The organism is Pseudoroseicyclus tamaricis, from assembly GCF_012070395.1.
GTDB lineage: Bacteria > Pseudomonadota > Alphaproteobacteria > Rhodobacterales > Rhodobacteraceae > Pseudoroseicyclus_A > Pseudoroseicyclus_A tamaricis.
The window spans coordinates 185,239-207,635 of the sequence record NZ_JAAFYS010000003.1; the positions used below are offsets into that span (position 1 = coordinate 185,239).

17 protein-coding genes, 2 tRNA genes and 3 pseudogenes are annotated in these 22,397 nt (G+C 66.5%); 11 read left to right on the forward strand and 11 right to left on the reverse strand.

The window, feature by feature from the left end; genetic code table 11:
• Nucleotides 1-37 precede the first annotated feature (37 nt).
• Together GY170_RS12655 and GY170_RS12660 are read left to right on the forward strand one after the other, a co-directional pair.
• The gene (locus GY170_RS12655; RefSeq protein ID WP_163894203.1) at nucleotides 38-1,168 is read left to right on the forward strand and encodes an AI-2E family transporter; all 1,131 of its coding nucleotides are present in this window, start codon (nucleotides 38-40) and stop codon (nucleotides 1,166-1,168) included.
• Between the two features lie 407 nt (nucleotides 1,169-1,575).
• Nucleotides 1,576-2,553, forward strand: coding sequence for an NAD-dependent epimerase/dehydratase family protein (locus GY170_RS12660; protein ID WP_163894205.1), 978 nt, complete (start codon nucleotides 1,576-1,578; stop codon nucleotides 2,551-2,553).
• Nucleotides 2,554-2,603: 50 nt separating this feature from the next.
• Here GY170_RS12660 and GY170_RS18550 read toward each other — a convergent pair.
• The 6 genes and pseudogenes from GY170_RS18550 to GY170_RS12680 all read right to left on the reverse strand — a co-directional run.
• Nucleotides 2,604-2,971 (reverse strand): annotated as a pseudogene (locus GY170_RS18550) (transposase family protein); the annotation flags it as partial.
• Between the two features lie 110 nt (nucleotides 2,972-3,081).
• Nucleotides 3,082-4,154, reverse strand: a pseudogene (locus GY170_RS18555) (IS3 family transposase); the annotation flags it as partial.
• A 64-nt stretch (nucleotides 4,155-4,218) separates the two neighbouring features.
• Nucleotides 4,219-4,365: pseudogene (locus GY170_RS18400) on the reverse strand (transposase); the annotation flags it as partial.
• A 186-nt stretch (nucleotides 4,366-4,551) separates the two neighbouring features.
• Nucleotides 4,552-4,628: transfer RNA gene (locus tag GY170_RS12670), tRNA-Arg, on the reverse strand.
• A gap of 50 nt (nucleotides 4,629-4,678) precedes the next feature.
• A complete protein-coding gene (locus GY170_RS12675; RefSeq protein ID WP_163894207.1) occupies nucleotides 4,679-4,861 on the reverse strand; it encodes a hypothetical protein in 183 nt (60 codons plus the stop codon).
• A 140-nt stretch (nucleotides 4,862-5,001) separates the two neighbouring features.
• Entirely contained in the window at nucleotides 5,002-5,313 is a 312-nt protein-coding gene (locus tag GY170_RS12680) for an ETC complex I subunit (protein ID WP_163894209.1), read from the reverse strand.
• Nucleotides 5,314-5,497: 184 nt separating this feature from the next.
• On the opposite strand from GY170_RS12680, the gene GY170_RS12685 reads away from it, so the two are divergent.
• Nucleotides 5,498-6,019 (forward strand): superoxide dismutase family protein, encoded by a 522-nt coding sequence (locus GY170_RS12685; protein ID WP_163894211.1) that lies wholly within the window; start codon nucleotides 5,498-5,500, stop codon nucleotides 6,017-6,019.
• A gap of 143 nt (nucleotides 6,020-6,162) precedes the next feature.
• On the opposite strand, the gene GY170_RS12690 is transcribed toward GY170_RS12685, so the two are convergent.
• A complete protein-coding gene (locus tag GY170_RS12690; RefSeq protein WP_163894213.1) occupies nucleotides 6,163-6,633 on the reverse strand; it encodes a YdcF family protein in 471 nt (156 codons plus the stop codon).
• A 93-nt stretch (nucleotides 6,634-6,726) separates the two neighbouring features.
• Here GY170_RS12690 and GY170_RS12695 point away from each other — a divergent pair, with 93 nt between their 5' ends.
• A complete protein-coding gene (locus tag GY170_RS12695; RefSeq protein WP_163894215.1) occupies nucleotides 6,727-7,023 on the forward strand; it encodes a GlsB/YeaQ/YmgE family stress response membrane protein in 297 nt (98 codons plus the stop codon).
• A 390-nt stretch (nucleotides 7,024-7,413) separates the two neighbouring features.
• Here GY170_RS12695 and uvrB read toward each other — a convergent pair whose 3' ends face one another.
• Nucleotides 7,414-9,600, reverse strand: coding sequence for an excinuclease ABC subunit UvrB (uvrB, locus tag GY170_RS12705; protein WP_163894217.1), 2,187 nt, complete (start codon nucleotides 9,598-9,600; stop codon nucleotides 7,414-7,416).
• A 551-nt stretch (nucleotides 9,601-10,151) separates the two neighbouring features.
• Between uvrB and GY170_RS12710 the strand changes: the two genes are divergently transcribed.
• Nucleotides 10,152-10,227, forward strand: a tRNA-Ala gene (locus GY170_RS12710).
• Between the two features lie 57 nt (nucleotides 10,228-10,284).
• Here GY170_RS12710 and GY170_RS12715 read toward each other — a convergent pair.
• Nucleotides 10,285-11,007, reverse strand: a complete 723-nt coding sequence (locus tag GY170_RS12715) for a Crp/Fnr family transcriptional regulator (protein WP_163894219.1) — start codon at nucleotides 11,005-11,007, stop codon at nucleotides 10,285-10,287.
• Between the two features lie 116 nt (nucleotides 11,008-11,123).
• On the opposite strand from GY170_RS12715, the gene GY170_RS12720 reads away from it, so the two are divergent.
• Together GY170_RS12720 and GY170_RS12725 are read left to right on the forward strand one after the other, a co-directional pair.
• Nucleotides 11,124-11,948 (forward strand): manganese catalase family protein, encoded by an 825-nt coding sequence (locus GY170_RS12720; RefSeq protein WP_163894221.1) that lies wholly within the window; start codon nucleotides 11,124-11,126, stop codon nucleotides 11,946-11,948.
• Nucleotides 11,949-12,253: 305 nt separating this feature from the next.
• Complete coding sequence (locus tag GY170_RS12725) at nucleotides 12,254-13,750, forward strand: sensor domain-containing diguanylate cyclase (RefSeq protein WP_163894222.1); 1,497 nt, start codon at nucleotides 12,254-12,256, stop codon at nucleotides 13,748-13,750.
• Between the two features lie 238 nt (nucleotides 13,751-13,988).
• On the opposite strand, the gene GY170_RS12730 is transcribed toward GY170_RS12725, so the two are convergent.
• Together GY170_RS12730 and GY170_RS12735 are read right to left on the reverse strand one after the other, a co-directional pair.
• A complete protein-coding gene (locus tag GY170_RS12730) occupies nucleotides 13,989-15,461 on the reverse strand; it encodes a tannase/feruloyl esterase family alpha/beta hydrolase (RefSeq protein ID WP_163894224.1) in 1,473 nt (490 codons plus the stop codon).
• 244 nt (nucleotides 15,462-15,705) lie between these two features.
• Nucleotides 15,706-16,524: a sulfotransferase family protein gene (locus GY170_RS12735; protein WP_163894225.1), complete on the reverse strand. Its 819-nt coding sequence runs from the start codon at nucleotides 16,522-16,524 to the stop codon at nucleotides 15,706-15,708.
• Nucleotides 16,525-16,629: 105 nt separating this feature from the next.
• On the opposite strand from GY170_RS12735, the gene GY170_RS12740 reads away from it, so the two are divergent.
• From GY170_RS12740 to polA, 4 genes are all read left to right on the forward strand, one after another.
• A complete protein-coding gene (locus tag GY170_RS12740) occupies nucleotides 16,630-18,204 on the forward strand; it encodes a DUF5928 domain-containing protein (protein WP_163894227.1) in 1,575 nt (524 codons plus the stop codon).
• Between the two features lie 14 nt (nucleotides 18,205-18,218).
• On the forward strand, nucleotides 18,219-18,587 hold the full coding sequence (locus GY170_RS12745) for an HIT domain-containing protein (RefSeq protein ID WP_163894229.1): 369 nt from the start codon (nucleotides 18,219-18,221) through the stop codon (nucleotides 18,585-18,587).
• Between the two features lie 50 nt (nucleotides 18,588-18,637).
• Nucleotides 18,638-18,793: a zinc-finger domain-containing protein gene (locus GY170_RS12750; protein WP_163895358.1), complete on the forward strand. Its 156-nt coding sequence runs from the start codon at nucleotides 18,638-18,640 to the stop codon at nucleotides 18,791-18,793.
• Between the two features lie 680 nt (nucleotides 18,794-19,473).
• Nucleotides 19,474-22,281, forward strand: coding sequence for a DNA polymerase I (polA, locus tag GY170_RS12755; RefSeq protein WP_163894231.1), 2,808 nt, complete (start codon nucleotides 19,474-19,476; stop codon nucleotides 22,279-22,281).
• Nucleotides 22,282-22,397 lie beyond the last annotated feature (116 nt).

A 22,397-nucleotide genomic window follows, 5' to 3' on the forward strand; every position in this document is an offset into this window, starting at 1 on the left:
TCAGCGCGGCTCCCGCCTGCCGATGCGGGAGCCTCAGATGAACGAAACCCCCGATGCCCCTGCCCCCCGGTCCCACTGGGCCGTCACGGGGCTGTTCATCATTGGCTGCGGCGTCGTCATGGTGCTGGCGCGCACCTTCCTGATGCCCCTGATCCTGGCGTTCCTGCTGTCGCTGACCTTCTCGCCGATCCGCCGCTGGCTGCACCGCCGCGGCCTGCCGGACGGCGCATCGGCCGGGCTCATCGTGCTGATGCTCGTCGCGCTGAGCGTCGCCGGGGCCGTCAGCCTCGCCGGGCCGGTTCAGAACTACGTCCAGGACGGGCCGGCGCTCTTGCGAGACGTGGAGTTCAAGCTGCGGGGGATCAACGATCTCGTGGAGCAGGTCTCCGACGCGACCGAGCAGGTCAGCGAGCTGACGGACCGCGATGACGAGGCGCAGGAGCAGATCGCCGTCGATACAAGCCCCGGCCTCTTCACGCAGGCGGTGACCACGGTGCCCTTCGTCATGGCGCAGATCGGCCTGACGCTGGTGATGCTGTTCTTCCTGATCGCCTCGGGCGATCTCTTCTACGAGAAGATCGTCGCGGTGAACCCGACCTTCCATGACAAGCGCCGCGCCATCGGGATCGTCTACGATATCGAGCGCAAGATCAGCCGCTACTTCCTGACGATCACCGTCATCAACGCCGGCCTCGGGCTCGCCATCGGGGTGGCGCTGTGGCTTCTGGGGATGCCCAACCCGGCGCTCTTCGGGGTGCTGGCCTTCGTGCTCAACTTCATCCCCTTCCTCGGTGCCATCGCCGGGGCGGTGCTGACCTTCGGGATCGGCATCGTCTCCCTCGACACGGTGGGGGCGGCGGCTCTCGTGGCGGGGGTCTACATCGCGCTGACGAGCATCGAGGGGCAGTTCGTGACGCCCTATGCGGTGGGACGGAGCCTCAAGCTCAACCCGGTGGCGGTGTTCGTCGCGGTGGCTTTCTGGGGATGGGCCTGGTCCGTCGTCGGGATGATCATCGCCGTGCCGGTGCTGATCGTGGTGCGCGCCTTCTCGGAGAAGTTCGACAGCCTGCACGGGCTGGGGCTGTTCCTCTCCGGTCGCGGCGAGGGGATCATCCCTCCGGCGAAGACGGAGGCGGAGATGGACGGGGCGGTGGAGAGCCAGTCCTAAGCTGGTTGAAGCGCTCCTTGCGCGCTCCAAATGCAGGCGGAACGAGAAGCTGCAGTGCCGGCTCCTGTCAATTTGTGGAATGCCGGGCATGCGCAGCTTGTTCGCTGCGGTCAATGGCTTTTGCCAGGTCGCCGAATGAGCCGCGTAGCGCCCGAGACCATTCGTATGTCACCAGAGCCACGGTGATTTTTTTCACCTCAGGGTTCAGCTGTTGTGCTGAACAGTTGCCGTTCAATCACTCTAAGGAGTCCCGAGACCAAGAAAACGGCGGAGAACCTCTGGACGCTGCGCCGCAGCACTGCTTAGACAACCGGCGAGGGCACAGCGCACGCGGCGACGATGAACAAACTTCGTCTCTCGATGGCCTTAGGAAAAAATGCAGATCTTTTCGACTCAGGGCATTCTATATGAAAGATCAAATTGTCGTATTTGGCGGAGCAGGATTTATTGGCTCGCATCTTCTTGAGAGGATGAGTAAGACGGATCCAGAGGCACAAATGACCTCGGTCGACATCGCCGAGCCGCGGTGGCGGGTCGACGGTGTCACCTACCTGAGGCACGATCTTACCCTCCCCCTCGGCGACCTCATCGACGGCCCGGTCCGCAAGATTTTCAACTTGGCAGCCGTCCATACCACGCCGGGCCACCCAGACTGGGAGTATTTCTGGGCCAATGTACTGGGTGCCACTCACGTGTGCGATTTTGCACGTTCGAAAGGCGTGAACGAACTTCTATTCACAAGTTCCATCTCGGTCTACGGGCCGACCGAGGAGGCGGTGGACGAGAGTTCGCCGCTCCGGCCGGAGAGCGCCTACGGCAAATCAAAACTGTGTGCTGAGGAAATCCATCGGCAGTGGCACAACGAACAGCCTGCAGGCCGGAAGCTGACCATCGTCCGACCGGCTGTTATCTTCGGCCGTGAGGAGCGGGGCAACTTCACTAGAATGACCAGAATGCTTGCGAGAAACCGGTTCGTGTTTCCGGGCAGGACCGATACAATCAAGTCCTGCGGATACGTGAAGGATCTCGTCGAGAGTATGTTCTTTGCCATGGACCGTGCCGAACCCACCTTCACCTACAATTTTGCCTATCCCGAACGCCATACGTCGAAGGACATTGCTGATGCGATGGCTGAGGTAGGTGGATACAAAAAGGCCGAACGGGTTGTGCCGAAGTTGGCCGTCTTGGGCGCAGGGCAAGTATTCGAAGGACTTGACCGCGTGGGCGTGAAGACTGGCATCAATCGAGCGCGTGTGATGAAGCTCAATCTCTCCACAAATGTTGTTCCTGAAGCGCTGGTTGCAACCGGGTTCCGGTACAGTTACGACCTGAAGTCGGCGCTGGCCGATTGGAAAAAGGAGAGCAAGCGGACGGACTTCGATTAGTGATGGCGGTGAAAGTTGCTCGGTTCAAGGCCTTGGGGAGGGATGGGGGTCTACTTGTTTTGTGGTAATACGATTAGGATCAGGACTGATAGCCAATAGATGACCGTGGCGGCGCGAGGGCTGGCAGGAAGACCTTGGGGCCTCGGTCATAGCGAGTGGCCACGCGGCGCCAACATTAGATGCGGCCGAACATGATCTCGATACGGTGGCGCGGCCACGCCCTTTCGAGCCTCCAAGCTTGAGGCCGTGCGGTGCTCCTTCAGAGGTCGCGTCGATCATGATGGCAGTCGGCCCGCTCGGCGGCGAGCCGCTCCATGAGCTTGGCGAACACCCCCATGCGGCTCCATCTGATCCAGAGATTGTGGAGCGTCTTGTGCCGAGCGTATTCGTGTGGCGCATCTGACCTGAGACCCGACTTCCCTCCGGCCTTACGGAGAGTCCGCCGTTTGATGTCTGGGGCTACGCGGCACGTGTTGCCAAGCCGTTCTTTGCCACGAACTCGGCTGGCGGGATGTTCCCGAGCCCCTAGTGCGGGCGGTGATGGTTGTAGTCCTCCTGCCAGGCCCGGATTTGCCATCGGGCGTCGTTGAGCGACGAGAACAGCGTCTCGTTGAGCAGCTCGTCGCGGAACCGGCCGTTGAAGCTCTAGACGAAACCGTTCTGCATGGGCTTGCCGGGTGCGATGTAGTGCCAATCGACGCCGGTGCTCTGGCACCATGCCAGGACGGCCATCGAGGTGAGCTCGCTGCCATTATCTGAAACCACCATTGCGGGCGGCCCCCGCCGAACGATCAGGGCCTCCAGCTCTCGGACAACCCGTAGACCGGAGAGGGAGGTGTCAGCGACCAGCGCCAGACACTCCCGGCTGTAATCATCGACGACCGCCAAGACCCGGAACCGCCGCCCGTCGGTCAGTGCATCGCTGACGAAGTCCAGGCTCCAGCGCATGTTCGGTGCCTCCGGCACCAGCATCGGCCGCCGTGTCCCCAAGGCGCGCTTGCGCCCACCCCGGCGGCGCACTTGGAGCTTCTCCTCGCGGTAGAGCCGTCTTAGCTTCTTCAGGTTCATCACGATCCCCTGGCGCTCGAGCATCACGTGGATGCGCCGATAGCCGAACCGCCGCCGCTCCGCGGCCACCGCCTTCATCGCCGCCCGAGCTTCGGCATCGTCCGGCCGCACGCCACGATAGCGCACGCCGGAGCGATCCACGGCCAGGACCCTGCACGCCCGGCGCTGGCTCACCCCGTGGATCTCCACGACATGCGCCACCGCCTCCCGCTTCACGCCGGGCGCTACATTTTTTTGCGGCGACATCCTTCAGGATCGCCCCTCGGCAAATCGATCCACTGGATCGATTTGTCCTCCTCGGGGCTGTCGAGCATGGCTTCGGCGAGCAGCTTCTTCAGCTTGCCGTTCTCCTCTTCGAGCGCCTTCAGCCGCCGCGCATCCGACACCTCGAGCCCGCCATAGCGCGCCTTCCACTTGTAGAACGTGGCGCGGCTGACCCCGTGCTTCCGGCACACGTCGGCCGTCGACATCCCGGCCTCCTACTCCTTCAGCGCTCCGATGATCTGCTCTTCCGTGAACCTTGATCGCTTCATTGTCCGTCTCCTCGTTGGAGCGAACTCTACCTCAAACTGGAGGAAGAAACGGGGCTCAGGTCACATCCCGCCAACGCAAGCCATTACGATTGATGAAGACAATGCCGCTCAGCACAAACTTATCATCCACGCGGGGTCGAGCATAGGACTTGGGAAACTAGGGCCGCAACCGCTCCATCTGCGCATCGCTCAACCAGTAAAGATCACTCATCGTCAGCCTACTTCTGACGAAGCCTGAATCATGCAGCGCCGTCCTGATCAATGGGTCCTGAGGCTAGCAACGATCAATGGAGGCACTCCTTATGAAAAGGCCTACAGACAGCTTCTTGAGCGCTTGCAACCCGAGTGCGACGATAGATCTCACTCGCAGCATCGATCTACCTTAATAACCGGAGACTGGCGATCCCGGAAGGACTCGAACCCTCAACCTGCCGATTAGAAGTCGGCTGCTCTATCCAGTTGAGCTACGGGACCGCACGGGCGACGGGATAGCTTGCCGTCGCCCGCGGCGCCAGTCCTGCGCCTTATTCGGTGACGATTGTCTCGTCGCCGTCGGGATCGACGACAACGGCGTCGTCGACGACGACCGCGCCCTCGGGCTCGAGGCCGAAGATCCCCGAGAAGTTGCCCCCGAAGAGGCCGAAGAAGACATCCACCGCGATGAGTATCGCGACGATGATGACGATGATGGCGATCCAGCGAATCATGTATTCTGCTCCTGTTGGTCCCGGTTTATGCGGGGCTCATATGCACAGGAATTGAGCAGCCACCAGTGGCCGCGGCAAGCCCGCGCGCGAATTCGGCTCCCGTCCGTGGCGCAAGCGCGCCACTTGCCGGCGGCCGGGCGTCAGTGCGTCCAGGGACCGCGGCGGTGGGTGGCGAAATTCTCACCATATCCGCCGGCGCGGATGTTGGGCGCGCGGCGGCGCGGCTCACGCACGAGAGCGTCGATCCCGTGGCGCTCGGCGTAGGCGATGGCCTCTTCCTTGGTGTCGAAGTGCAGCTTCACCTGCGCGTTCATGTCGCTCGAGGAGGTCCAGCCCATCAGCGGGTCGACCGAGCGGGCTTCCGAGGGCACGAAATCCAGCACCCAGCCGCGGGTGCGGGCGTTGCCCGATTGCATGGCGTTGCGGGACGGCTGGTAGATTCTCGCGCGCATCGGTCAGGCTCCGTCTGAGTGCCGCCTGCTTATGCCAAGCGCGAGCGAACAGGGCAAGGCGCAGGGGCCTCCCCGCCCCTCCCCACGGCCCCCGCACGGGCAATCGGGGAACAACCCCGCGCCGCCTCGGTTGACTCGGTGAACCGGCGCGGCCCCGCCGCGCAAGGCACCAGAGGAGGACCACATGACCAGACGCATTCTGCCCGCCCTCGCCGCCACGCTCGCGCTCGGCCTGCCAGCCGCCGCGCAGGCGCAGGAGATCTCCGCCGCCATTCATGACCGGGCCGGAGAGGTGATGGGCGGCGCCACCGCCACCCGCACCGCCTCGGGGATCATGATGATCCAGATCTCGCTCGTGGACGCCCCCGCCGGCGTCCATGGCGTGCATATCCACGAGGTCGGCGACTGCTCGGATGAGGACTTCACCTCCGCCGGTGGCCATATCGCCGGCGATGCCGAGCACGGCGTCTTCTCGCCGGACGGCCCGCACCCGGGAGACTTGCCCAACTTGCACGCCAATCTCGAGGGCGAGGCGACGGTGACCTACTTCAACCACCTGCTGACCTTCGACATGCTGACGGATGGCGACGGCGCCGCCATCGTCATCCACGAGGGCGACGACAATTACGCTGAACAACCCTCCGGCGGCTCCGGCGAGCGGCTGGGCTGCGGCGTGTTCAGGAGCCTCGACGAGGTCGTTGAGTGATCGAGGTGCCGTCACCCTCGCGGTGACAGGACAGCCGAGCTTTTTTCCTGCGGGCGGTGTTCCAGCTTGTCGCCCGCAGGCGGGGCTTCCATGCTCCCACCGCCATCTCGAGCAGGGGCGCGATGCTTTGATTGCTACCAGGCTCAACGGTGCAGGCGCCACCAGTAGAGGGGGATGGCTGCGCATTCGCGCAGGGCCAGCCACGACTGGCTGCGCAGGTGGCTGCCGCGGAAGGGCACAGGGGCAGCGCGGGCGCTCAAGCCATGGGCGCGGGCGGTCATCACGGCGCGGGGGCAGTGGACGGCGTCGGAGACAATGAGGACCTCGGTCGCGCCCAGCTCACGCAGGAGGGGGAGGGAGAGGCGGATGTTCTCCAGCGTATCACGCGCCTCGCGTTCCTGCCGGATCGCGCTGTCCGGTACGCCCTCGGCCATGAGGACGCGAGCGATGGCCTCCGCCTCGCTCTCCGTCCCCCCGCCGACCCCGCCGGTGCCGACGAGCGCCTGCACCCGCCCCTCGTGCCAGAGCTGGGCGCCGTGGCGGGCGCGGCGCAGGAGGTTCGGCGAGGGGCCGTCGGGGCGATTGGCGGAGCCGAGGACGAGAGCGACATGCATGAAGGGCTAGATGGCGGCCCCGTGCGCGGCGACAAGGGGGAACCGGCAGCCTCCCCGGCGCCTTGAGAGGGAAAGGTAACGTGGGAGCGTGAAATGGAAGATCTCATTCAAGGCATCGGCATCTTCATGCTGATCGTGCTGGCCCTGATCGGCCTCGTCGCCGGCTGGATCGCCGGCATGGTCGCGGGGCGCGACAAGGGCCTCTACATGATCGTGGGCGTGGTGGCTGCGCTGGCGACGCCATTCATCCTCGCCGCGCTGGGCGTGACGGCGCTGGCGGCGGGCGGGGTGCTCCTCGTCCTGATTGTCGGCGTCATCGGCGCGGTGATTGTGCTGGCGATCGTGCAGGCGCTGAAGGGCGGTCGGAAGAAGAACACGCCGCCGCGGTGAGGGAATTCGAGTGACTTTGGGTACGAGTGAATGGCGGGGCTGGTCCCCGCCATTTTTACGTCAGTCGCAGCCGATGCCGTCGCCGTCCCTGTCGAGCTCGTAGATATCCCTGCCCACGACGCGCACGGGGCCCTGCACGTAAGCGGGGCCATTCCCTGAGCCACCTGCGCAATCGACATTTGACGCGATGGGGACACAGGCGCCTGAGTAATTCGGATCGCATTGGGACTGCGCTCGAACGGGCAGACCTGTTGCAAGCAGACCGGCCAGCACCGTGGCTGACAGCGCTGCCGTTGCGATACCTTTCAAGGCGAGTCCTCCGTTAACGATTCGTTAACGGAGGTTAACGCTACGTGAGGCGTTTCGCCAAACGCATCCTGCCTCGGTCCGTCACCGCTTCCCGCGCCGTTTCACCCCGCCGCGCTGGCCCGGCCGCCCGGCCGTGCTGCGGCCGGAGCTTTTCGCGCCGGCCTCGACGGCGGCGTCCACGGCCGTCTGCCGGGCGAGGGGGTCGTCGGAGATGACGAGGTCCACCGTCTCCAGCCGCTTGACCTCGTCGCGCAGGCGCGCCGCCTCCTCGAACTCGAGATTCTCGGCGGCCTTGCGCATGTCTGCCCGCAGCCCCTCCAGCACCGCTTCGAGGTTCGCGCCGGGCACCGGGCGGTCGACCTTGGCCGTCACCCGGTTCATGTCGACGTCGCCCTGGTAGAGGCCGGCGAGGATGTCGTCGACGTTGCGCTTCACCGTCGCCGGGGTGATGCCGTGCTCGATGTTGTAGGCGATCTGCTTCTCGCGCCGCCGCTCCGTCTCTCGCATCGCGCGCTCCATCGAGCCGGTGATGCGGTCGGCATACATGATGACCCGGCCCTCGACGTTCCGCGCCGCTCGGCCGATCGTCTGGATCAGCGAGGTCTCGGAGCGCAGGAACCCCTCCTTGTCGGCATCGAGGATCGCCACCAGCCCGCATTCCGGGATGTCGAGCCCCTCGCGGAGCAGGTTGATGCCGATCAGCACGTCGAAGGCGCCGAGACGCAGGTCGCGCAGGATCTCGATCCGCTCGATCGTGTCGATGTCGCTGTGCATGTAGCGCACCTTGATGCCCTGCTCGTGCAGGTACTCCGTCAGATCCTCCGCCATGCGCTTGGTCAGCACGGTGCAGAGCGTCCGGTAGCCCTTGGCGGTGACCTTGCGGATCTCGTCGAGCAGGTCGTCGACCTGCGTCGCGACGGGGCGGATCTCCACCTGCGGGTCGAGGAGGCCGGTGGGGCGGATCACCTGCTCGGCGAAGACGCCGCCGGCCTGGTCCAGCTCCCACGCCGCCGGGGTGGCGGAGACGTAGATGGACTGGGGGCGCATCGCGTCCCACTCCTCGAACTTGAGAGGGCGGTTGTCCATGCAGGAGGGGAGGCGGAAGCCGTGCTCGGCGAGGGTGAACTTGCGCCGGTAGTCGCCCTTGTACATGGCGCCGATCTGCGGGACCGAGACGTGACTCTCGTCGGCGAAGACGATGGCGTTGTCGGGGATGAACTCGAAGAGCGTCGGCGGCGGCTCACCCGGGGCGCGGCCCGTCAGGTAGCGCGAGTAGTTCTCGATGCCGTTGCAGGCGCCGGTCGCCTCCATCATCTCCAGATCGAACTGGGTGCGCTGCTCCAGCCGCTGCGCCTCCAGCAGCTTGCCCTCGCCGACGAGCTGGTCGAGCCGCACCGTCAGCTCCTTCTTGATGCCCTGGATGGCTTGGGCGAGCGTCGGGCGCGGGGTGACGTAGTGCGAGTTGGCGTAGATGCGCACCCGCTCGAAGCTGTCGGACTTCTCGCCCGTCAGCGTGTCGAACTCGGTGATGCTCTCCAGCTCCTCCCCGAAGAAGGAGAGGCGCCAGGCGCGATCCTCGAGGTGGGCGGGCCAGACCTCGATGGTGTCGCCGCGCACGCGGAAGGAGCCGCGCTGGAAGCCGGCATCGTTGCGGCGGTACTGCTGGGCGACGAGATCGGCGATGACCTCGCGCTGCTCGTAGGAGCGGCCCTTGTGCAGGTCGACGGTCATGGCGGAATAGGTCTCCACCGAGCCGATGCCGTAGATGCAGGAGACGGAGGCGACGATGATGACATCGTCGCGCTCGAGCAGGGCGCGGGTCGCCGAGTGGCGCATCCGGTCGATCTGCTCGTTGATCTGGCTTTCCTTCTCGATATACGTGTCCGACCGCGGCACGTAGGCCTCCGGCTGGTAGTAATCGTAGTAGGAGACGAAGTACTCCACGGCATTGTCGGGGAAGAAACCCTTGAACTCGCCGTAGAGCTGCGCCGCCAGCGTCTTGTTGGGGGCGAGGATGATGGCCGGGCGCTGCGTCTCCTCGATGACCTTGGCCATGGTGAAGGTCTTGCCCGTCCCGGTGGCGCCGAGCAGCACCTGGTCCCGGTCGCCGCCACCGATGCCGCTGGCCAGCTCCTTGATCGCCGTCGGCTGGTCGCCCGCCGCCTTGAACTCCGTCTGCATGCGGAAGCGCTTGCCACCCTCCAGCTTCTCGCGCCGCTCGGGCGGGCGCTGGAGCATGGGCATCTGTTCAGGCGAATTGTTGTGCATCGGGTCTCCCCTCGGGCGCGTGCGGCTGCGAGTCTCGGTCTCATCTTGGGCTGTGGCAAGGCAGGCTGCTGACAGATGGTGTCAGCATGCGGCGGATCAAGGGTCTTTTGCCGGGGAGGGGTCGCGCAAGCGGCGACCGCAAAGCGCAGCCATGCCTAAGCTAGCGCCCCGATCAAGTGAAATAAAAGGACGAGGATCATACCCGGATTGACCGGCTTGGGCCGCTGCGCCCCGCGCTACGTCATCGGAAGGATCAAGTACGCGAGCTTGGCAGGACCGGCGCCGCGCGAGGAGGATTTGCGGCGCCGGGCGACAGCCGCAGCCGGCGGCCACCGGGAGGAGGACGGTGGCCCGCAGGGCAACGCCTGAGCTTGGCCGAGAACGCGGGACCGGGGGGCCAGCCCCCCGGGAACCCCCCGCGGTATTTCTGGCCCGATGAAATGGATCCGGCAGGGTGAGAGGGGGGCGAAGGGCGGAGCGATTTTCCGTGCCTTGAGCCCGGTTCGGCCGCTTGACACCGGCCGCCAATCGCCTCTATGTGGCGCCGGTTCGGGGCCGTAGCTCAGTTGGGAGAGCGCGTCGTTCGCAATGACGAGGTCAGGGGTTCGATCCCCCTCGGCTCCACCACCCCCCAAGATGATCGATTCTAGCCGGTGAGGCTTCGGGCCACCGCGACAGCCGCTCTCACAAGATGTCGTAGAGAAAGTCCTGCCGGAAATCGCCGGTGCGGTAGAGCTTGTCGCGGTTCATGATCTGCACATGCCCGCCGGCGAGCGTGCAGATCTCGGCCTCGCGCAGCTCCCGCAGGATGCGGTTCACGTGCACGGGCGACATGCCGCAGGCGTCGGAGAGATCCGGCTGGGTCAACGGCAGGGCGTAGCCGCCTTCCTCGCCGACCCCCGCGATACGCATCCGGCAATCCATCTCCGCCAGAAAGTTGGCAATGCCCGCCAGCGCGCGCAGCCGGCCGAGGCGGAAGGTCCAGTGCCGGTGGATGGCGCCGTCGATCAGCGTGAGCCGCCAGAGCGCTTCCATCAGCTCGTAGTCGTCCCGCAGCGCAGCGCGGAGCGTCTCGTGCGGGAAGACCGCCAGGCGCGCCGTCGTCAGCGCCTCCACCTCGTGGTCGAGCGAGCCGAGCGGGAAGGAATGCAGATCGACGAAATCCAGCGGCACCTGGATCGCCACCATCTGCTGCCGCCCCTGCTTGTCACGCACGTAGCGGCCCATGAGCCCATCCAGCAGCAGCACGCTCTCGTCCAGCCGCTCCTGCGCGGTGGAGAAGAGGCGCCGGCCCTCGACCACCCGTGTCTCGCTGCACAGGGGCGCCAGCCGGGCGCGCAGCTCGGGCGACAGACGCCCGACCATTCCGCGCGCGAGATCCTCGGGACGCAGGGCGTCATTTGTCATTCTTTCTGTCCCTATTGGCCACGGCCAGTGGCGCCTAACAAATGTTGCTGCGCTTGGAGGAAACACTGCAGCCGCTTCCCGGTTTCAACAGCACATACACAAACAACGGGGACGCCATGTTCTATCATTCCGGAAAACTGCAGTACGAGGTCAAGGTCGATACACCGAATCCGATGTTCGCCAAGTACTTGCAGCAGGCGATCGGCGGGGTTGAGGGTGAGATCCGCGTTGCCATGCAATATTTCTTCCAGGCGATGGGCGCGCGCGGTGACAGCAAATACCGCGATCTTCTCATGATGACGGCGACGGAAGAACTCTCCCATATCGAGTTTCTCGGACATGCCGTGGCGCTCAATCTTCAGGATGCGCCCACGTCAATGCAGGACGAGGCAGCGGCCGACCCTGTCGTTGCCGCGATCATGGGCGGCATGAACCCCCGCCACGTGCTCTCCTCCGGCCTCTCCGCCATGCCGGTGAACGCCAATGGCGTGCCCTTCGACATGAGCCACGTCTACGCCACCGGCAACCTCGCCGCCGACATGATGGCGAATGCCATGGCCGAGGGCGGCGGTCGCGTGCTGGCCAGCCGGCTCTACAACCTCACCGACGATGCCGGGATGAAGGACATGCTCTCCTTCCTCATCGCCCGCGACACGATGCACCAGCAGCAGTGGCTTGCGGTGATCGAGGAGCTGGGCGGCATGGAAGCTACCCTGCCCGTCCCCAACTCCACGCCCGAGAGCCACGAGGCGACGGAGCATTCCTACTACTTCCTCAACACCTCCCTCGACGAGCCGACGCCGGAAGGTCGCTGGACCGCCGGCCCCTCGCTCGACGGGCGCGGCACCTTCACCAAGAAGGACAAGGTCGAGCCGCTGGGCCAGAAGCCGGACCTCGGCAAGGCCCGGCCCGATTCCGCCGCGCAGAAGGAGCAGATGTAACCGGCAGCTCCCGGCGGCGCCGTTCGCGCGGCGCTGCTAAATGCTGGATTTCGGGGCTTATTGTCCCGGCCACACGCAAGCGTGACATTCCTGCCTCCCCCCGCCGGTTGAGCCCGGCGGGGGGCTATTCCCGTTGGCCGGAGTGGTTAACCATACGTGACGTTCAGATGCATCGCCCCCGGCGGATGCCGCGCGGAGCTTGAACGCTCTTCACGTGCCGTTTACTCTTTTAAGAACGGCCGTCCGCTGCAGCACGTTACGGCGAGACCTGTCTCAATTTGCGAGTGCCCGACCGGCGAGTGAGTATGCCCAGAACCGCACGATCCACATTCAACTCGGCGCGAGAGCCCGCCCCGCTCGAGCCTGACGTCTTCGACCTCGCGCCCATCGCCATGTGGTTGGAGGATTACTCCGCGGTCATCGCCCAGTTCGACGCGTGGCGGGAGGAGGGGATCACCGACATTCGTGCTTTCCTCGGCGAGGATCCGCGCCGCGCCAAGGCCTGCGCCGAGAAGATCCGGGTTCTGCAGGTCAATGCCGCCACGCTCAAGCTCTTCGGCGCGCGCGATCAGGACGAGCTGGTCGCCAATATGCCGGTCATCTTCCACGACGAGATGATGCGCACCCACATCGAGGAGCTCAGCCAGCTATGGAGCGGCGGCACCCGCTTCTCCTCCGTCACCACCAACTACACGCTCGATGGGCGCCGGCTCGACATCAAGCTGCGCGGCAACGCCCTGCCCGGCCACGAGGCGACGATGGACCGCGTGCTGGTGACGACGGAGGACATCACCGACACCGCCGATGCCCGCCGCCAGGCCGTGCAGAAGGAGCTGGAGGCACAGGGGATCTTCGAGCATTCCCCCGTCTCGCTCTGGATCGAGGATTTCTCCCGCATCCGCCACCTGCTGGAAGGGCTGCGCCAGCGCGGCATCTCCGACCTGCGCGTTTTCCTCGACGTGCACCCTGAGTTCATCCGCCAGTGCATGGCCGAGATCCGGGTGCTCGACATCAACCAGGCGACGCTGACGATGTTCGGCGCGCCCGACAAGTCGACGCTGCTGCACAGCCAGCACCTGATCTTCCGCGGCGATTTCGAGAACCATTTCCGCGAGCAGCTCATCGAGCTGTGGCAGGGCAACCTCTTCCACAGCCGCGAGGTGGTGAACTACGCGCTCGACGGCTCGGAGCGCTTCGTCATCATGCAGTTCTCCGTTCTGCCCGGCCACCAAGGCAGCTGGAGCCGCGTGCAGGTGGCGCTGACAGACATCACCGCCCGCAAGAAGGCCGAGGCCTACCTCGAGTACCTCGGCAAGCACGACGTCCTCACCGGCCTGCGCAACCGCGCCTACCATATCGAGGCGGTGAACCGGCTCGAGCGGATGAGCGTGCGCCCGGTCTCGGTGCTGATCGTCGACCTCAACGGGCTGAAGACCATCAACGACACGATGGGCCACGACACCGGCGACGGCCTGCTGCGGCGCTTGGGCGAGGTTCTCAGCGAAGCGGCGGGGGAAGAGGGCAGCGCGGCGCGCATCGGCGGCGACGAGTTCGCCGTCCTGCTGCCGAACGTGGGCCGCAGCGCCTCCATGACGACGATGGAGACGATCGACCGGCTGGTGAAGCTCAACAACCAGTATTACTCGCACATGCCGCAGCTGCAGCTGGCCATCGGCCACGCGACGATCCGCGACGGCGAGACGCTGGAGGCGACCATCCGCCGGGCGGACGAGCGGATGTACACGCAAAAGCGCGAGTATTATGCCGCCGAGATCAAGGGCGAGAAAAAGAGCGTCGCCTGACGGAGCCCGACCGGGCCCTGTGGCGTGACGCGGCCGGCTGCGGCGGGACCGCGCGCGCCGTAAGCTTCTCATTTTACCGGACATAGAAACGGGGACGGTGAGTGCGTGTGTGCGCCGCTCTCACCGTCCCCGCGTCCCGGACCACCCCATGCAATCCGGGTCGACGCAATTCCTGACTGATTCCATCGGGCATTGCAATCCCCTTGTCCGCCGCCGGGTGACCGGCGCCGGACGGAGGCTACTCGCCCGGCATCTGGCACGAGAAATTGGCCGCGTCGCTGTTATCCCCCTCGCCCGAATAGGTGGCGACCTGCGGGAAGGGGCAGAGGATGCGCGTGCGGTCGGCCACGCCCTCCGTCAGGTGTGCGGCGGGGATGACCTCGGGCGCCGCGCCTTCCGTCACCCAGCCGTCGATGGCCGAGAGCATGTCGAAGCTGGTCGGCCCCGGCCCGCCACCGCAATGGCCCATGCCGGGCACCATGAAGAGCCGCGCCGCCTCCTCCGCGCCGCTGCTCTCGGCCCGGATATCCTCGTAGAACGCGATGGAGTTGTAGGGCGAGATGCCCGGATCGGCCCAGCCGTGATACATGATCAGCTTGCCGCCGGCGCTGAAGAACTCGGAGAGGTCGGCGCTCTCCGCCCCGATCGTGTCGGCGATGGACGTGGCATTCGCGATCTCCGCCTCCGGGTCGAATCCCTCCCAGCTCCAGCTCTCGTCGCCATGGACGAAGATGCGAAAGAAATCCGAGGCCACGATCAGCGGCGCCTCGCCTCTGAGCGCGAACCATGTACCCTCCGAGCCCGGCGCGTAGCCGTGAAAGAGCGGCGCGCCGCTGGCGTCCAGCGGCCCGGTATAGAGCGCCTCGGCCGTCTCCAGCTTCTCGCCGCTGAGGCCGGCGGCCGCGAGGTCCGGCTCGCAGGCCAGCGGGTTCTCGATGACGCCGTCGGCGACGCCGTCGTTCATGTCGCAGGCGTCGAGGGTGGACTGGGCGATGGCGGCGTAGTCCTCATCGGTCAGCACCGACTGCCCGCCATCCATCCCCACCAGCCCGGTGAAGACCTGTTGCGCATGGAGCCGCGCGCCGTTCACCGCCGCCGCCCCGGCGACGATGCCGTCGAAATCCTCCGGGTAGCGCGCCGCGGCGGTCAGCGCCTGGCGCCCGCCGGTGGAGCAGCCGGTGAAGTAGCTCTCCTCCAGCTCCCCCTCGTAGTAGCTGCCGATCACCTCCTTCGAGGCGGCGGCGGTCTCGTGCACCGCGCGGTAGGCGAAATCGAAGAAGGCCGGCTCCTCGAGCGCGAAGCTCGCATCCGCCCCGCCCTCGTGGCCGGTGTCTGTGGAGGCGACGGCGTAGCCCGCCGCCAGCGGCCCGGCCATCGCCCCGTGGGAGATGGAGCCGGCGAAGCCGCCATTGCCCACCACGACGAACCGGCCGTTCCACGCCTCCGGCTCCGGCAGCCAGAGCTCCATGCCGATGTCGGAGCCCTCCTCGCTGGAAAGCCGCGCCTCGATCCGGCAGAGCGCCGGCGCGTCGGCGAGCGTCTGCACGCCGTCCCGCCCGGGGATCTGCAGCGCCCCCGCCTCCACCGCCGCGGCGGCGCTGACGGTGCCCGCGCCGAGCCCCATGTCCTGCAAACCGGCGCAGTCCTGCGCCATGGCCGGCGCGGCGGATGCGAGGCCGATGGCCGCGCCCGCGATCAGATGATGTCTCATGTTTTCCTCCTCTTGGCGCCTCTGCCGCTCCCTCCCGAGCGGCGAGGCAGGGCCAGCCTAGCCCTTGGCGGCACGCCTGTCGCGGAGAATCGAAAGGCCTTTCGGCCAGCGAAAACCGGCCCCCGTCGCGCGAGGCAGGCCGTGCCGATCGGGGTGGGTGGGCGGGAGCGCGGCAGGGCCTGCCGCCCTCGAAAACCTGTGGATAAACCTGTGAACGCGGCGGCGTGAGGCGGCTCCCCCTGCCCTATCCGGCCAGTTTTACATGGACCTCGTCGAGGTCAATCTCGCCTGTGGGTAACTTGTTGGCAGGATTCTCGAAGTCATAGCGGAAGAGCTGGAAGTCGCGCTTGTAGATCTCGTAGACGAGATGCATCGACAGGTCGTCGAAGTAGGCCTCCACCGGGTGCGCCCGCTTCGGCCCGTGCCCCTCGCTCTCGTTGAAGCGGGGGATATCGTCCAGCGACACCGGCACCGGCGTCTCCACACGGTCGAGCACCCCTTGCATCCCTTCGTTGAAGCGCTCCGTCCAGAAGATCGCGTCATACCGCCCGCCATTGGCGATGAAGGTCGAGATATGCCCCGACATGGCGGACCAGTGGATGTCCGCCGCCATCGGCTTCTTCCAGCGAATGGTGTCCCGGGCGAAGAGCAGGAAACGCCGGAAGCTCTTGATCTGGTCGAACTCGAACCCGTCCTCGGGGCTGCCCACCTCGATCCCGTATTTCTGCACCAGCAGCGGCACGAGGTTGCCCCGGTAGCGCCGGCCGTTGCGCTGGATGCCGCAGATCTTGTCGAAGAAGCTGGAGAGGATGCGCGTGTACGGATTGCGCACGCAGGTGAAGGCGAAGCTTCTGTGCGCCTCGACATTCGCGGTGATCGGCCCCTGGCTCGCCTCGATCCCCCACTTGTGCAGCCCCTCCTGCGCGTCATGGATGTCACCGTCGAAGAAACGCCCGTGGTCGGAGTAGTACATGATCTGCCCGATGGTCGAGCAGGCGCATTTGGGCACCACGCGGTAGACCATGCTCTCGCTCTCGGTCATCCAGGTTCCCGGAAAGCCCATCTGATGTTCCCTTCGCGCGGCGTCGCCCGGCAAATGACCATGAAGGGGGCTGTCTTTACAACGCATCTTCACGCTATCCCCCAAGGGGCGTGACACGGGGACCTCATGGCGCAGATCGCCTTCCTGCTACTTTGCCACAAGGACGCGGCGGCCATCATCCAGAAGGCCCGCCAGCTCACGGCCGCGGGCGATGTCATGGCGATCCATGTCGATGCCAACGCGCCGAAGGCAGTGTGGGAGGAGGTGCACGGAGCCCTCGCCGGCAACCCCGCCATCACCTTCGCCCCCCGCGTGCGCTGCGGCTGGGGGGAGTGGAGCCTCGTGCAGGCGACGCTGAATGCCGCCGAGGCGGCGCTGGCGACGTTCCCCGAGGCGACCCACTTCTACCTCCTCTCCGGCGACTGCATGGCGATCAAGTCCGCCGCCTGGGCGCATGAGCTCCTGGAGCGGGACCCGGCCGACTACATCGAGAGCTTCGACTTCCACGAGAGCGACTGGATCAAGACCGGCATAAAGGACGAGCGGCTGACCGTCCGCCACTGGTTCAACGAGCGGCGACAGAAGTGGCTCTTCTACCGCAGCATCGAGGCGCAGCGCGCCCTCGGCCTCACCCGCCGCCCGCCGGCAGACCTGACGATCCAAATCGGCTCACAATGGTGGTGCCTGCGCCGCGCCACGCTTGAAGGCGTGCTCGCCTTCCTCGCCGAGCGGCCCGACGTCACCCGCTTCTTTCGCACCACGTGGATCCCGGACGAGACCTTCTTCCAGACGCTCGTCCGCCACCTCGTGCCGGAGGCCGAGATCCGCTGCCGGACGCTGACGTTCCTCATGTTCACCGACTACGGGATGCCGGTGACCTTCTACAACGATCACTATGATCTGCTGCTGGGGCAGGATTACCTCTTCGCCCGCAAGATCAGCCCCGAGGCGACCGAGCTGAAGGGCCGGCTCGGCGACCTCTGGGCGTCGGGTCGGACGGAGTTCCCCATCTCCAACGAAGGCCGCCGGCTCTTCGCCTTCCTCACCGGCCGTGGCCGCATCGGGCGCCGCTTCGCGCCGCGCTTCTGGGAGGCGGGGATGAGCATGGGGCGCGAGCGGGTGCTCTATGTCATCGCCAGCAAGAAGTGGCACGTCGCCAAGCGCCTCGTCGGCGCCATCCGCGAGGCGACCGGCCTGCCCTGCCTCGACTACATCTTCAACGAGGAGGAGACGCCCCTGCCGGATCTTGGCGGCATCCAGTCCTCCATCGCCAAGCGGACGAGGCACCGCAGGGCGATGATGCGGATGCTCTTCGATCACCACGGGACGGACCGGCTGCTGATCTGCCTCGACACCTCCGGCCTCGACCACCTGCAGGATTTCGCGGCTGACCGCTGCGAGCTGCGCGTGCTGGAGATCGACCCGGTCTATTCGGACGCCTTCCTCACCGGCCATGCCCGCCGCATGGGCCTGATCGGCGCCGGCACCGACGCCGCCGGCCTCGCCCGCCTGCTGCCGACGCTGCGCCACGACATCGCGTACGAGGTCGAGGGGCTGCGCAGCGCCGGGCTGCCGCATCACGACCGCCTCCGCGAGGGGGCGAGCGAGGCGGAGCTGGCCCGCACCATTGCGGATTTCCTCCAAGTCGGGCAGGAGGAAGCGGCGCGCATCGCCGCCACGCCTGATCTGTTCGCCGACTAGCAAGGGCCCCGGGTATGAGCTTCGACTACGACCCCGAGAACATCTTCGCCAAGATCCTGCGCGGAGAGATCCCCAACAAGACGGTGTTCGAGAACGAGCACGCGCTGGCCTTCGAGGATATCGCCCCGCAGGCCCCGGTGCACGTCATGGTGCTGCCCAAGGGGCCTTACGTCTCGCTCGATCATTTCGCGGGTGAGGCGAGCCCGGAGGAGCAGGTGGGCTTCTTCGCCGCCGTGGCGGAGGTCTGCCGCATTCTCGGCGTGGAGGAGGGCTTCCGCGCCATCGCCAATGCCCGCGGCCACGCCCATCAGGAGGTGCCGCATTTCCACCTGCATATCCTCGGCGGCCGCCCCCTCGGCCCCCTGCTGACCAAGCCGGAGTGACCCAAGTGACGCGTACCCCTGCCTCCGCCTACCCCGCCCCCGAAACGAAGATGACGAAGACGCGCCGCTTCGCCTGCGACGGCAGCGAAGGCGCCCTCGGCCATCCCCGCGTCTGGCTGACGATCCCGCTCGGCGCCGAGGCGATCGACTGCCCCTATTGCGACGCCCGCTGGATGATGGACGGCGACGGCCACGAGGCACACTGAGCCCCGTAGGGTGGGTTTCCAACCCACCTTCCCCGGCTGACGACGGGGCGACTGCCTCGCTTTCCGCGACGCCGCCCCTTCGGCCTCGCTCCCCTGCCCCTCCCCACGTCCTTGCGGCGCGACCTCACCGCTGTTTCCCCCGCGCGGAATTATTGCCGCAAGCCGCCGCGCGAGCGCCCGCCCGTCCCCACGGGCTGGCGTGCGACCGAGGCGCTTGTGGCGGACCGTCAATGGTGGGTTGGAAACCCACCCTACGGGGGCTCGCTCGGGGCGAGCGCTCGAGAGGCTCCGCCGCCGCGCTTCCCCCGCGCGGAATAAAGCCGCAGGCGCCGCGCGAGCGCCGGCCCGTTCCGGCGGGCTGGCGCTCTGGCTGGGCTGGGCGCTGAGCGGGGAGCTGGGATGAGCTCGGCTGGCATAAAGCGCGCCGCAGAGCCGTTGCTGCGCCACCCCACGGGCCGGCGTGTGAGGGCAGCGCGGGTGGAGGCGGGGCAACGTTTCAGGGGGAGCGATCCGCGGCACGGTGGTTCTCGGGAAGGCGACAGGGCGGCGGTGGGCTGCCCCCCCACTGCCGCGAGGCTCGTGCCCTGTGGGGGACATCCACCCAAAGCCCACCGCCCTCCCCTCTGGCCCTCGGCGCCCCCCTGTGGCACCTCTGGGGCCAGCCAACGGAGACCCGTCCCATGAGCAATTTCGGCAAGGGCCATCACCTGATGCTGGTCGATGGATCGGCCTTCATCTTCCGCGCCTATCACGCGCTGCCGCCGCTCACCCGCAAGTCCGACGGGCTGCCGGTCGGTGCCGTCTCCGGCTTCGTGAACATGCTCTTCAAGATGGTCGAGGATAACCAGGGCGCCGACGCGCCGACGCATGTCGCCGTCATCTTCGACTATTCCTCCAAGTCCTTCCGCAACGAGCTCTATGCCGACTACAAGGCCCACCGGCCGCCGCCGCCGGAGGATCTCGTCCCCCAGTTCCCGCTGACGCGCACCGCGACACGGGCCTTCAACATCCCCTCCATCGAGATCGAGGGCTTCGAGGCCGACGACATCATCGGCTGCCTCTCCTGCCGGGCCCGGGATGCCGGCGGCCGGGTCACCATCGTCTCCTCCGACAAGGACCTGATGCAGCTCGTCGGCGACGGGGTCGAGATGTTCGACCCGATGAAGAACAAGCGCATCGACCGCGAGGGCGTCTGGGAGAAGTTCGGCGTCTATCCCGAGCGGGTGGTCGACGTGCAGGCGCTGGCGGGCGACTCGGTCGACAACGTGCCCGGCGCGCCGGGCATCGGGCTCAAGACGGCGGCCCTCCTCATCAACGAGTTCGGCGACCTCGACACGCTCCTCGCCCGGGCGGAGGAGGTGAAACAGCCCAAGCGCCGGCAGACGCTGATCGACAAGGCCGAGCAGATTCGCATCTCTCAGAAGCTGGTCACGCTCGACTGCGCTATGGACTGCCCCGTCACGCTGGATGAGCTGGAGGTGAAGGAGCCGGACCCGGAGGTGCTCCTCGGTTTCCTGGCAGAGATGGAGTTCCGCACCCTTTCCAAGCGCGCCGCCGACAAGCTCGGCGTCGAGGCGCCGGCGATGAAGGAGCCGGAGAGCCCGAAGGCCGAGGAGCTGCGCGAGGAGGTCCCGCAGATCCCCTTCGAGGAGGCGGAGTATGTCTGCATCCGCGATGCCGAGGCTTTGGGGCGCTGGATCGCCTACATCTACGAGCGCGGCCATGTCGCCATCGACACCGAGACGACCTCGCTCTCCGAGATGCGGGCCGAGCTCGTCGGCATCTCGCTCTGCGTGACGCCCGGCCTTGCCGGCTACATCCCCCTCGCCCACAAGGCGGGCGGCGGCGACGAGGGGCTTTTCGGCAACGATGACCTCGCCGAGGGGCAGATGTCCTTCGCCGAGGCCATCGACCTGCTCAAGCCGGTGCTGGAGGATCCGTCGATCCTCAAGATCGGCCAGAACATGAAGTACGACGCCAAGATCTTCGCCCGGATCGGCGTCGACGTCGCGCCCATCGATGACACCATGCTCATGAGCTACGCGCTCCACGCCGGACTGCACAACCACGGTATGGACGAGCTGAGCGAGCGCTACCTTGCCCACACGCCCATCCCCATCAAGTCCCTCCTCGGCAGCGGCAAGTCGGCGATCACCTTCGACCGCGTGCCCATCGATGACGCCGTCAAGTACGCCGCCGAGGATGCAGATATCACCCTGCGGTTATGGGAGCTTTTCAAGCCCCGCCTGCACGCCGCGAAGGTCACCCGCGTCTACGAGCGGATGGAGCGGCCGCTCGTCCCGGTGCTGGCGCGGATGGAGCTGGCCGGCATCAAGGTCGATCGCGACCACCTCTACGCCATGTCCAACGCCTTCGCGCAGAAGATGGCGATGCTGGAGGAGGAGATCGCCGCCAAGGCCGGCCGGCCCTTCAACGTGGGCAGCCCCAAGCAGCTCGGCGAGATCCTCTTCGACGAGCTGGGCCTGCCCGGCGGCAAGAAGGGCAAGACCGGCGCCTGGGGCACCGGGGCGGACGTCCTGGAGGATCTGGCGACGGAGCATGAGCTGCCCGGCCTGATCCTCGACTGGCGGCAGATCTCCAAGCTCAAGAGCACCTACACCGACGCCCTGCAGGAGCATATCCACGCCGATACCGGGCGGGTGCACACCTGCTACTCCATCGCCGGCGCCAACACCGGCCGCCTCGCCTCGACGGACCCGAACCTGCAGAACATCCCCGTGCGCACCGAGGAGGGCCGCCGCATCCGCGAGGCCTTCATCGCCGAGCCGGGGCATGTGCTGGTGTCGCTCGACTATTCCCAGATCGAGCTGCGCATCCTCGCCCATATCGCCGGCATAGAGCAGCTCCGCGAGGCCTTCGCCGAGGGGCAGGACATCCACGCCGCCACCGCGTCGGAGATGTTCGGCGTGCCCATCGAGCAGATGACGCCTGACATCCGCCGGCAGGCCAAGGCGATCAACTTCGGGGTGATCTACGGCATCTCCGGCTTCGGCCTCGCCCGCAACCTGCGCATCCCGCGCGACGAGGCGCAGGGCTTCATCGATCGTTACTTCGAGCGCTTCCCCGGCATCCGCGCCTACATGGACGAGAGCGTCGCCTTCGCGAAGGAGCATGGCCGGGTGGAGACGCTCTTCGGCCGCCGCATCCAGACGCCGGAGATCAACGCCCGCGGCCCCCATGCCGGCTTCGCCCGGAGAGCCGCAATCAACGCCCGCATCCAGGGCACGGCGGCGGACATCATCCGACGCGCCATGACGCGGATGGAGGCGGCGATCGAGGGGCTGCCGGCGCGGATGCTTCTGCAGGTCCACGACGAACTGCTCTTCGAGGTGGAAGAGGGGCACGAGGAGACCCTCATCGCCCGCGCCCGCGAGGTGATGGAAGGCGCCGCGCAGCCGGCCCTGCAGCTCGCCGTGCCGCTGGTCGTCGACGGCGGCGTCGGCCGCAACTGGGCCGAGGCGCACTGACCTTCGGGCGCCGATTTCCACATGGAAATCGGAGGCGGAAACCATATGGTTTCCGCTCCCTCCCCAACCGCTGCGCGCGATTTTCCGAAAGCAGCGAGAGGGATTCCGACGCACAG